Origin of the sequence: Pseudomonas sp. S10E 269, from assembly GCF_002798465.1 — a bacterium.
In the GTDB taxonomy this organism is placed as follows: Bacteria; Pseudomonadota; Gammaproteobacteria; order Pseudomonadales; family Pseudomonadaceae; genus Aquipseudomonas; species Aquipseudomonas pergaminensis.
Window position 1 is genome coordinate 5,947,821 of record NZ_PHIJ01000001.1, and the last position, 10,613, is coordinate 5,958,433.

10 protein-coding genes are annotated in these 10,613 nt (G+C 60.4%); 6 read left to right on the plus strand and 4 right to left on the minus strand.

All coding sequences use genetic code 11. The annotated features are described in order from the left end of the window. Window positions 1–16: 16 nt before the first annotated feature. On the minus strand, window positions 17–2,005 hold the full coding sequence (locus tag CWC48_RS27585) for an alpha-1,4-glucan--maltose-1-phosphate maltosyltransferase (RefSeq protein ID WP_099492719.1): 1,989 nt from the start codon (window positions 2,003–2,005) through the stop codon (window positions 17–19). A gap of 205 nt (window positions 2,006–2,210) precedes the next feature. On the opposite strand from CWC48_RS27585, the gene CWC48_RS30430 reads away from it, so the two are divergent. From CWC48_RS30430 to CWC48_RS27590, 3 genes are all read left to right on the plus strand, one after another. Continuing rightward, window positions 2,211–2,378, plus strand: coding sequence for a hypothetical protein (locus CWC48_RS30430; protein WP_177409457.1), 168 nt, complete (start codon window positions 2,211–2,213; stop codon window positions 2,376–2,378). A gap of 171 nt (window positions 2,379–2,549) precedes the next feature. Beyond that, window positions 2,550–2,939 carry a hypothetical protein gene (locus tag CWC48_RS30295; protein ID WP_157806786.1) on the plus strand — a complete coding sequence of 130 codons (390 nt, stop codon included), beginning with the start codon at window positions 2,550–2,552 and terminating at the stop codon, window positions 2,937–2,939. Between the two features lie 211 nt (window positions 2,940–3,150). Then, on the plus strand, window positions 3,151–3,396 hold the full coding sequence (locus tag CWC48_RS27590) for a hypothetical protein (protein WP_100490896.1): 246 nt from the start codon (window positions 3,151–3,153) through the stop codon (window positions 3,394–3,396). A gap of 4 nt (window positions 3,397–3,400) precedes the next feature. Here the strand turns inward: CWC48_RS27590 and CWC48_RS27595 are convergent, their stop codons facing one another. Further along, the gene (locus CWC48_RS27595; RefSeq protein ID WP_078048183.1) at window positions 3,401–3,901 is read right to left on the minus strand and encodes an MgtC/SapB family protein; all 501 of its coding nucleotides are present in this window, start codon (window positions 3,899–3,901) and stop codon (window positions 3,401–3,403) included. A gap of 121 nt (window positions 3,902–4,022) precedes the next feature. On the opposite strand from CWC48_RS27595, the gene CWC48_RS27600 reads away from it, so the two are divergent. The 3 genes from CWC48_RS27600 to mapR all read left to right on the plus strand — a co-directional run bounded on the left by CWC48_RS27600 (window position 4,023) and on the right by mapR (window position 7,424). Further along, window positions 4,023–4,262 (plus strand): DUF3203 family protein, encoded by a 240-nt coding sequence (locus tag CWC48_RS27600; RefSeq protein WP_078048182.1) that lies wholly within the window; start codon window positions 4,023–4,025, stop codon window positions 4,260–4,262. A gap of 184 nt (window positions 4,263–4,446) precedes the next feature. Further along, the gene (gene ccoG / locus CWC48_RS27605) at window positions 4,447–5,856 is read left to right on the plus strand and encodes a cytochrome c oxidase accessory protein CcoG (protein ID WP_100490897.1); all 1,410 of its coding nucleotides are present in this window, start codon (window positions 4,447–4,449) and stop codon (window positions 5,854–5,856) included. A gap of 158 nt (window positions 5,857–6,014) precedes the next feature. After that, on the plus strand, window positions 6,015–7,424 hold the full coding sequence (gene mapR / locus CWC48_RS27610; protein ID WP_078048180.1) for a GntR family transcriptional regulator MpaR: 1,410 nt from the start codon (window positions 6,015–6,017) through the stop codon (window positions 7,422–7,424). A 101-nt stretch (window positions 7,425–7,525) separates the two neighbouring features. Here the strand turns inward: mapR and CWC48_RS27615 are convergent, their stop codons facing one another. Beyond that, entirely contained in the window at window positions 7,526–8,272 is a 747-nt protein-coding gene (locus tag CWC48_RS27615) for an SDR family oxidoreductase (RefSeq protein WP_100490898.1), read from the minus strand. A 54-nt stretch (window positions 8,273–8,326) separates the two neighbouring features. Beyond that, window positions 8,327–10,423 (minus strand): bifunctional diguanylate cyclase/phosphodiesterase, encoded by a 2,097-nt coding sequence (locus CWC48_RS27620; RefSeq protein WP_100490899.1) that lies wholly within the window; start codon window positions 10,421–10,423, stop codon window positions 8,327–8,329. Between the last annotated feature and the right edge of the window lie 190 nt (window positions 10,424–10,613).

Below are 10,613 nucleotides of genomic sequence, written 5' to 3' on the forward strand. Positions count from 1 at the left end.
TCCTACAGGTCCGGTTTCAAGAAGTGGTGATACGCCAGATCCCAAACGGCATCTGCGGCTCCAGCCGCGTCCACTGGCTTTTGCCATACCAGGTCCAGCGATGGCCGTTCATCAAGTCTTCGCCCTGGGTCTCGGCGTCGTCCGGCAGGCCCAACTCCCACAGTGGCAGCTCGAAATGGGCTTCTTGGGCATTGAAGGGATCAAGGTTCACTGCAACCAGGATGAAGTTGCTGCCATCCTCGCTGCGCTTGCCGAAATACAGGATGTTGTCGTTCCAGGCGTTATAGAGGGTGAGCCCCAGGTGCGTCTGCAACGCCGGGTTTTGCCGACGAATGCGGTTGAGCTGGGCGATCTCGGCAATGATATTGCCCGGCGCGGTGAAGTCCCGAGGGCGGATCTCGTACTTCTCCGAGTCCAGGTATTCCTCTTTGCCCGGCACCGGCGCCGCTTCGCACAACTCGAACCCTGAATACATGCCCCACAGGCCTGAGCCCATGGTCGCCAGCGCGGCGCGGATCAGAAAGCCCGGACGGCCGGATTCATGCAAAAACGGCGGATTGATATCCGGCGTATTGACGAAAAAGTTCGGCCGGTAGCATTCGCGCCACGGCGATTGGTTCAGTTGCGTCAGGTATTCGCTCAGCTCGGCCTTGGTATTGCGCCAAGTGAAATAGGTGTAGCTCTGGGAATAGCCGACCTTGCCCAAGCGCGCCATCATCGCCGGCGTGGTGAATGCCTCGGCGAGGAATATCACGTCGGGGTACTTGGCGCGCACATCGCTGATCAGCCATTGCCAGAACGGCAGCGGCTTGGTGTGGGGGTTGTCGACACGAAAGGTTTTCACGCCCTCTTCCACCCAGCCCACCACGATATCGCGCAGCTCGGTCCACAGGCCCGGAATGGCGTCCGCCGCGTAAAAGTCGACGTTAACGATGTCCTGATACTTCTTCGGCGGGTTTTCCGCGTATTTGATCGTGCCGTCCGGACGCCAGTTGAACCAGCCCGGATGCTCCTTGAGCCACGGGTGGTCTTGGGAACACTGGATGGCAAAATCCAGGGCGATTTCCAAGCCATGCTCGGCGGCGGCCTGCACCAGGCGCCGAAAGTCATCGCGGCTGCCCAACTGCGGGTGGATGGCCTCATGCCCGCCCTCTTCGCTGCCAATCGCGTAGGGGCTGCCTGGATCATCGGGCCCGGCGGTCAGCGAGTTGTTCTTGCCTTTGCGGTGGCTGCGGCCGATCGGATGGATCGGTGGGAAGTACAGCACGTCAAAGCCCATGTCATGGATCATCGACAGGCGCGAGTGCACGTCATTAAAGGTGCCGTGGCGCGCGGGATCGTCGGTGATCGAGCGCGGGAACAGCTCGTACCAACTGGCAAACAGCGCCGCTTCGCGCTCCACATCGATGGGGTACACCGTGCTGATGCTTAGATAAGCGCGATGATCGGCCTGGGTCATCAAGTGTGCACTGTCTTCGTGCATGAACAGCGCGACCTGCTCGGTTTCCAGCAGGCCGGACAGTTCGTGGTGCAGCAGCATCAGGCGATCGCGCAGTTCATTGTCACTGCGCTCGGCGGCCTGCAGCACCAGGCTGCGGCCTTCCTGCAGTTCCAGGCTGACCGGCACGCCGGCCTCATGTTTTTTGCGCAGTTCGTAGCAGAAGCTGGCAAAGGTATCGATCCAGGCTTCGATGCAGTATTCGTGGGGGCCTTGCTGGGTAACGGTAAACGCACCCTCCCAGCCATTGTTGCCCACATCGGTCATCACCACGCTGTGCCAGCTTTCGTCCTGCAGCGGGCGCCAGCGGATCAGCACGGCGAGCTTGTCATGGCCGTCGGCGAACACTTTGCTGGTGACATTCACCCGTTGGCCAACCACGGCCTTGACGGCGAATTCGCCGCCGTCGATCACGGGGGTGGTGCTTTCGATCGCGATCCTGGGCAGCAACAGCGCCTGGGACAGCGGCAATATGGAGGTGTCTGGAACCTGTGTTTCAGCAGTCATCGAGCATCTTCCCCTTACGCCCTGTGGACGCTCTTTGCTTGATCCGGATTCTTCAGGCAGCCGCATTCTTCCTGAGCATGGCCGTAATAGGTCCGAGCCTGTGCCGTCGACAAAAGTTCAGGTGGATATGCCGCCATTGGGCGGGGAATCAATTTGCCCGCGCGACTGTCCACCGATAGAGCAAAGCACAAAGGAGGCCACACTGATGAATATCCCGATCCCGGCTGAAACACCGGACCCGAATATCGACAACCCCACCCTGCCGCCCACCGAACCGGAGCCGATTCCGGAAAAGGAACCGCCGGAACACCAGCCGCCTCCCGTGGAGGAGCCGCCGACAACTATGCCGCCGGTGATTGTTCAGCAGGTCTGATCACAGCCATCGTAGAAGCGGCTTGCATAGCCGCTCCTGCTTATTACCATTATCGATAGGATAGTTAGAAATCGTTCTATAAAACTGTCATAAATGACAGTTCGCGTGCGACAGCGAAAGTGAGAGCGTGCAGTGCAGACCTCATCACTAACGTTATCTCGGAGCGATAGAATGAAAAAGACAGTCGCCTTGCTACCGCTATTTATAGTGTCCTTGACCGCAAACGCGGCAGGCACTGATCAACCCCTCGACATCCATGTTGCTGAGAAACTCAACAGCCGGTACCACGACACTTCAGTACACTGTGAAAACGGCGCAGCCGCCTATCATTGCAATGGCGTCCTCATTCGGGTAACAGATACCGTTACCACCTCGCTCCGTGAAAGGGAACGCAACGCAGCGTCATTTTCATATCTTCGCGCAGATACAGGCATCAAGAGGCTGTTTTCAACAGCATCTGGCGTCATCGTGAACGCGCTGCCTGAAGCATTGCCGGCACTGACGGCACGCTGCTCCTACGTCACCAACGGATCGACGCCCCGACGCCTGCGGTGTCACTGACGACCCTTTGCCTGGTTACGAGTTCGAGTGGAGCCGTCCCTGCGCTAGCCAAAATATACACACTGCAGAAGCATGGCTAGACCATTGGAACAAGGTACAGCCGGCCTATTTCTATACCTGCTCCTTCGATGCGTCGCCTGAGCAATTCGCAGTAAGCGTAAAAGCGCGAGAACTCTTAAACACTAGCACACGCGAACGATGGAACGAGGTTGTGACCACTGCCTGGCCGGATACAGCAATCAAACAGATGCCATTCCAGGCATTGTTCTATAACGTCGCTAACAGTAATGGCCGTGATCAAGTCATAAAGCTTCAAAACGACTATTACAAACACACACATTCTTTGTTGCCCGTAGTGAGGCTGGACTTGCTCGCTAACGACCAACAGATCTTCTCCTACCACAACGAAGACCAGACCACTATTCCTATGTTGCAACGTTTGCAGCCACACAATTAATACATCACGACGTCTCGTCGCGGTCCAGTCGTCGCACAATTCTCGGCATGACACTGAACACCGCCAAGGCCAGCAACGTACTCAGTACCGCTGTCGATTCCCGGCCCAACCCGGCCGAGACCCCAATCGCAGCGGTCATCCACAAGCCGGCGGCGGTGGTCAGGCCTTTGACATGGCCTTCTTCGTCGTCCTTGCCTTTGATGATGGTGCCGGCGCCCAGGAAACCGATCCCGGCAATCACGCCTTGCACCACCCGGCTCATGGCGTCCGCCTGGTTACCAGACATCTGCGGCACCATCACAAACAGCGCGGCGCCCAACGCCACCAGCATATGAGTGCGCACCCCTGCTGCCTTGCCCTTGCTCTCGCGTTCAAACCCGAGGATGCCGCCCAGGATCGCGGCGATGAGCAAGCGCACCGTGATCTGGGTGAGCTGCCTGGCGTCGCCGATATCGGCAAACTCAGCCTGCAGGGTTTGCAACACTTCATGCCACCAGGCGTCCATGGATGCCGTCCTTTATCATTGTTGGTAAAGGATTGACAGCGGCGACCGCCAGTCAGTTGCCTGGAACCCCTACACATCGGTACGCCCTAACCTTACATAGCTCACAGATAAGGAGAACGGCATGCCCATTCGTATCGAAAACCAGCTGTGCTACTTCATGCTCGACGACAACGGGCAGGAACAGAGCGTGCCAGCGACCCGGGTCAATATCGTGACCGACACCGACAAATCCATGTCGTATGTGGAATTGGCGGCCGAGCGCATCTATATCACTGAAACCGAGGCCGACGCCCTGACCGTTGCCGGGGCCCATGATGGGCGCCAGCATGTAAAGGCCGAAGAACCTGGTTCGCTGATTTGATTGATCTGTATCAGCACGCCCGGAATAACGCTGCGCCTCAATAGCCACGGGGTGCAGCACATTGTCGCAGCGCCCCGCCCGCACGCCATCTGATCCGCTTTTTATCGCCATACCTGAGTCTGTTATGCAAACAGCCCCACGCGCATAGTTCATGCGCCTGATGGAGGCTGATGAGCGAACGACCATGAGCGAAAGAATCCCAACCGTGGACACCTTTGAGCCCATACACCCAAAGAAGGTGAAGGCCAAATCCAGCGACAACCTGATTCATACCCGCAGTTTCACCGGCCTGTTCCGCACCTTGCGCGTGGGCGGTGCAGGCTTTCTGTTCCTGGCGTTTTTCGGCACCGTGTGGCTGAACTGGGGCGGTCGGCAAGCAGTGCTGTGGGACCTGGCTGAAAGCAAATTCCACATCTTTGGTGCCACGTTTTGGCCCCAGGACTTCATCCTGCTGTCAGCGCTGCTGATCATTTGCGCGTTCGGCCTGTTTGCAATCACGGTGTTTGCCGGTCGCGTGTGGTGCGGCTACACCTGCCCGCAAAGCTCGTTTACCTGGCTGTTCATGTGGTGCGAGAAGGTCACCGAGGGCGAGCGCAACCAGCGCATCAAACTGCAAGCGGCGCCCTGGAGCCTGAACAAAGTGGCGCGGCGCTCGGCCAAGCACACGCTGTGGTTGGGTATCAGCGTGCTGACCGGGCTGACCTTTGTCGGCTACTTCACGCCGATCCGCCCCCTGGCCGCCGAGTTGCTGACCTGGCAAATGGGCGGCGTCAGCCTGTTCTGGATGCTGTTCTTCACCGGCGCCACCTACATCAATGCCGGCTGGTTGCGCGAAGCGGTGTGCATGCACATGTGCCCCTATGCGCGGTTCCAGAGCGTGATGTTCGACAAGGACACCCTGACCATTTCCTACGACGTGGCTCGCGGCGAACACCGTGGCCCGCGCAAACGTGAGGTCAACCCCGCCGACGTCGGCCTGGGCGATTGCATTGACTGCCAGTTGTGCGTACAGGTGTGCCCCACCGGTATCGACATCCGCGACGGCCTGCAAATGGAGTGCATCGGCTGCGCGGCGTGCATCGACGCTTGCGATTCGATCATGGACAAAATGGGCTACCCGCGTGGGTTGGTGAGCTACACCAGCGAACATCAACTGCAAGGCGGCAAGACTCACCTGCTACGGCCGCGTCTGATCGGCTACAGTGCAGTGCTGTTGGTGATGATCGCGGCCCTGGTGGTGGCCTTGGTGGAACGGCCAATGGTGTCGCTGGACGTGACCAAGGACCGTGGCATGTTCCGCGAGAACGCCCAGGGCCAGATCGAAAACATCTACAGCCTCAAGGTGATCAACAAGACCCAGCAACGCCAGGACTATCGCCTGGAGCTGGTCGACGCCGATGGCTTCCAGTTGCAAGGCAAGACCGAGATCAGCCTGGCGCCGGGAGAAATCAGCGACGTGCCGGTGTCGGTGGCGCTGCTGGCGGATAAACCGGTGAGCACTTCGCAGACCCTACGCTTCAAGGTCTCGGGTGTGCGCGAGCCATGGATCTACAGCGCCGCCGATAGCCGCTTCGTGGCGCCGCTGAACCGCTGAAATCTGTCTGAATATGTGGAGATCCAAATGTGGGAGCGGGCTTGCTCGCGAATGCGGTGGGTCAGCTAATAAATTATGTGACTGATACACCGCATTCGCGAGCAAGCCCGCTCCCACATTTTAATCGCTGCCAAGTCTGAAAAACTGTTAAGGCCCCCATGAAACGCTACGAAAAATTCGCCGATGACATCGCAGAACTGATCCGCACCGGCGTCCTCGGCCCCGGCCAGCGGGTGCCCTCGGTGCGCTATGCCAGCCAGACTTACGGCGTCAGCCCGTCCACGGTATTCCAGGCCTACTACCTGCTGGAGCGCCGTGGCCTGATCCGTGCGCGGCCGCGCTCCGGCTACTTCGTCAACACCCATGCGCCCAGCCCGTTTTCCGAGCCGGTGGTGAGCGAACAGGTGCATGAGTCCACCGAGGTGGATGTCAGCGAACTGGTGTTCTCGGTGCTCGACTCGATCAAGGACCCCAACACCGTGCCCTTCGGTTCGGCATTCCCCAGCCCCATGTTGTTCCCGCTGCCGCGCCTGGCGCGCTCCCTGGCCAGCGCCAGCCGTGAGATGGACCCGCGCCTGGTGGTCACCGACATGTCGCCGGGCAACCCGCAACTGCGTCGGCAAATCGCCCTGCGCTACATGGTCGGCGGGCTGATGTTGCCCATGGAGGAGTTGCTAATCACCAATGGCGCCCTGGAGGCCTTGAACCTGTGCTTGCAAGCCGTCACCGAGCCGGGTGACCTGGTGGCCATCGAGGCGCCGGCGTTCTATGCCTGCCTGCAAGTACTGGAACGCCTGAAGCTCAAGGCGGTGGAAATCCCCGTGCACCCGCGCGACGGCATCGACCTCAATGCCCTGGCGCAAACCCTGGAGCGCTACCCGATCAAAGCCTGCTGGACCATGACCAGCTTCCAGAACCCGATGGGCGCGACCCTGCCGGAAGCCAAGAAACAGGCGCTGGTAGAACTGCTACGTGGCCATCAGGTGCCACTGATCGAAGACGACGTGTACGCCGAGCTGTACTACGGCCAACAGGCACCCAAGCCGGCCAAGGCCTTCGACACCGAGGGTCTGGTGATGCATTGCGGCTCCTTCGCCAAGAGCCTCGCTCCCGGCTACCGCGTGGGCTGGGTCGCGGCCGGGCGTTTTGCGCAGAAGGTCGAACGCCTGAAATTGATGACCTCGCTGTGCCCGTCCATGCCGGCCCAGGCAGCGATCGCCGATTACCTGCAGCACGGCGGCTATGACCGGCACCTGCGCAAATTGCGCTATGCCCTGGAAGAACAGCAAAGCGCCATGCTGGCCGCCATCGCGCGCTACTTCCCGGCACAGACGCGGGTGAGCCAACCGGCCGGCGGGTACTTCCTGTGGCTGGAACTGCCGGAGCAGACGGATTCATTGAAGCTGTTTCAGATGGCCTTGGCACAAGGCATCAGCATTGCGCCGGGGCCGATCTTCTCGGCAACCCAGCGCTTTCGCAACTGCATTCGCTTGAACTACGGCAGCCCGTGGACCGAGGCGTCGGAAAAGGCCATGGAGACGTTGGGGCGGATTGTGCGTTCGTTTTGAGCCAAGGGTCGCCTGCACTGGCGCCATCGCAGGCAAGCCCGGCTCCCACAGGGTACGCATTCCATGTGGGAGCCGGGCTTGCCCGCGATGCCGTCAATCGGTCAACGACCGCCCCCCAAGTCCAGAAACGTCCCGGTGGTATACGACGCCTTATCCGAGAGCAACCAGATAATCGCTTCCGCCACTTCATCCGGACGCCCGCCCCTGGCCATGGGGATGCCGGACTCGAGCTTGCTGACCCGGTCCGGGTCGCCGCTCAGGGCATGGAAGTCGGTGAAGATGTAGCCAGGCCGCACCGCATTGACGCGAATGCCTTCACCGGCGACTTCTTTGGACAAACCCAGGGTGAACGTATCGAGCGCCCCCTTGGACGCGGCATAGTCGACGTACTCGCCCGGCGACCCCAGGCGCGCGGCCACCGAAGACACATTGACGATGCTGCCGCCCTGCCCGCCATGCTTGGGCGACATGCGCAGCACCGCGTGCTTGGCGCATAGGATCGGCCCGAGCACATTGGTCTTCATGACTTTAAGGATGCGGAACTCGGACATCTCATCAACGCGGGACTTTTGCCCTACCGTGCCCGCATTGTTGACCAGTGCCGTGACACGGCCCAACTCGGCGTCCACACGGTTGAACAGCGTGATCACTTCATCTTCGATGCTCACGTCCGCACGCACGGCAATGGCCTGGGCGCCCAGCGCGCGCACCTGTTCCAGTACGCGATGGGCCGCCTCTTCGTCGGACTGGTAGTTGATGCAGATGCGATAGCCCTGGCGAGCGGCCAGCAATGCCGTCTCGGCGCCAATCCCACGACTGCCCCCGGTGATGATGAGGACTTTGTCCATGCGCGCGGTCTCCTGATTCAACCTGATGTTTAGGGTTGGATCCAAGAATAACCGTCACGCACGGCTTTTGTCAGGCGCTACCGCGTCTTCGGCGCGCTGGATATCCGCCATGAACCCATCCGCCGGCAGCGGATGGCCGAGCAGATAACCCTGCAAGGAGTTACACCCCAGCCGCGTGAGGAAACTCTGCTGCACATCGGTTTCCACACCTTCGGCGACAATGCGCAGCCCCAGGGCCTGGCCGAGGGCGACGATCGCGGAAACGATGGCCGCGTCGTCGCTGTCGTGTTCCAGGTCGCGCACGAAGCCTCGGTCGATCTTCAGCTCGTTGGCCGGCAAGCGCTTGAGGTACATCAGGCTGGAATACCCGGTGCCGAAGTCATCGATGGACAAGTCGACGCCCATGTCCGACAGTTGCTGCAATACCGTCATGCTTGCGTCGGCATCGCTCATGGCGGTGGTTTCGGTGATCTCCAGGGTCAGGCTGTTGGCCGGCAACTGGTGACGCTCCAGCGCTGCAGCCACACTCTTGACCAGCCCGGCGTGGCAGAACTGCAGCGCGGACAGGTTCACGGCGATGCGCCAGTCTTCGTAGCCCTGGGCGTACCACAGGCTCATCTGTCGGCATGCTTCGTTGAGGACCCATTCGCCGATGGGAATGATCAGACCGGTCTTTTCCGCCAACTCGATAAACATCCCCGGCAGCAGCACGCCCTGTTGTGGGTGCTCCCAACGCAGCAGGGCTTCGGCACCCACCGGGATCCCGCTGACCGCGTCAAACTTGGGCTGGTAGTACAGGCGGAATTGCTCCTGCTCTACCGCGTTGCGCAGGTCTTGCAACAGTTGCAATTGCTTGCGCGCATTGGTGTTCATCGACGCATCGAAAAAGCTGTAGCCGTTCTTGCCCACGCCCTTGGCGTGGTACATCGCGGCGTCGGCGTTCATCAGCAGTTCCTGGGGGTTGTTGCCATTGCCCGGGAACATGGCGATACCGACACTGGCGGAGATCTTCAGCTCATGTTCGGCCACCTGGAACGCGCGGTTGATCAGCACCACCTGGCGCTCGGCAAGGCCAAGGGCGTCATCCGGCTGGGTCAGTTGCACCAGCAATACAAACTCATCACCGCCAATGCGCGCCAGGGTGTCGTGACTGCGCAAATCTTCGCGCAGGCGCTGGCCGACTTCGCGCAGCAACTGGTCACCCATATGGTGGCCAAACGCATCGTTGACGGGCTTGAAACCGTCCAGGTCGATAAACATCAGTGCGAAACAGCCGCCCTGCTCTTTCACCGCTTGCATGGCTTGCTGAATACGGTCAGCGAGCAGCGTGCGATTGGGCAGACCGGTCAGCATGTCGTGCAGCGCCAGGTGGGTGAGTTCCTGGTTGGCTTGGGTCAGGGAATCGGCGAGCACCGCCGTGCGCGCTTCCAGGCGCGCATCAAGCAGCGAGGTCAGCAGAGCGATGGCCAACACGGCGAGGGTGGTCACCAGCACCAGGTTATCCAGGCCCTTGCCGCTCAGCCCGTTCAACGCCGCACCGCAGAAACTTTCATCGGCAAAACGCGCTGCCGCCATGCCGGTGTAGTGCATGCCGACGATGGCAAAGCCCATCACTACCGCAGCGCCGCCGCGTGCCAGACGCACGTACGGGGTATTGCGACGCAGGTTGAAAGCGATCCACAGCGCCGCGCCGCACGCCCCCACCGCGATCAGCAATGACGCGCCAAACAAGGTCGGGTCGTAGTCGATACCGGGTGTCATGCGCATCGCGGCCATGCCGGTGTAGTGCATGCACGCAATGCCAGTGCCCATGATCAGCGCGCCCAAGGCCAGTTGCCAGGCGGGCAAGCGTGGCTGGCTCACCAGCCACAAGGCAAAGCCGCTGGACAGCACTGCGATCAACAGCGACAGCGCGGTGATACCCAGGTCGAACCCCAGGGCAAACGGCAAGCGCAACGCCAGCATGCCGATGAAGTGCATGGACCACACCCCTACGCCCATCGCCATGGCGCCGCCGGTTATCCATAAATAGACAGCGCGGCCCTTGGCAGTGGCGATGCGGCCGGACAGGTCCAGCGCGGTGTAGGAAGCCAGGATCGCGACGAACAGCGAGATCACGACCAGTGAGGGTGAATAACTACCGATGAGCATGGGACTTCTCGTGCGCAACGGGCCTGAGACGCCCGTGCCAGGTGGCAAAGCGGGCGATTGTAGCGAGAATAATTCTTGCGCAGTTGATTAATTATCAGAGCGCCATTAGTGGCATTTTGACGCCAATCTACCGACTAAAGAACGCCGCGGATTGCGCGGCTATTCCGGTTTTTCTGTAGGCGTGGCTTGC

Excerpts from the sequence above, each read along its gene's own strand:
- CWC48_RS27585 (WP_099492719.1), bottom strand. The coding sequence starts at position 2,005 with ATGACTGCTGAAACACAGGTTCCAGACACCTCCATATTGCCGCTGTCC.
- CWC48_RS30430 (WP_177409457.1), top strand. The coding sequence starts at position 2,211 with ATGAATATCCCGATCCCGGCTGAAACACCGGACCCGAATATCGACAAC.
- CWC48_RS30295 (WP_157806786.1), top strand. The coding sequence starts at position 2,550 with ATGAAAAAGACAGTCGCCTTGCTACCGCTATTTATAGTGTCCTTGACC.
- CWC48_RS27595 (WP_078048183.1), bottom strand. The coding sequence starts at position 3,901 with ATGGACGCCTGGTGGCATGAAGTGTTGCAAACCCTGCAGGCTGAGTTT.
- CWC48_RS27600 (WP_078048182.1), top strand. The coding sequence starts at position 4,023 with ATGCCCATTCGTATCGAAAACCAGCTGTGCTACTTCATGCTCGACGAC.
- ccoG (WP_100490897.1), top strand. The coding sequence starts at position 4,447 with ATGAGCGAAAGAATCCCAACCGTGGACACCTTTGAGCCCATACACCCA.
- mapR (WP_078048180.1), top strand. The coding sequence starts at position 6,015 with ATGAAACGCTACGAAAAATTCGCCGATGACATCGCAGAACTGATCCGC.
- CWC48_RS27615 (WP_100490898.1), bottom strand. The coding sequence starts at position 8,272 with ATGGACAAAGTCCTCATCATCACCGGGGGCAGTCGTGGGATTGGCGCC.
- CWC48_RS27620 (WP_100490899.1), bottom strand. The coding sequence starts at position 10,423 with ATGCTCATCGGTAGTTATTCACCCTCACTGGTCGTGATCTCGCTGTTC.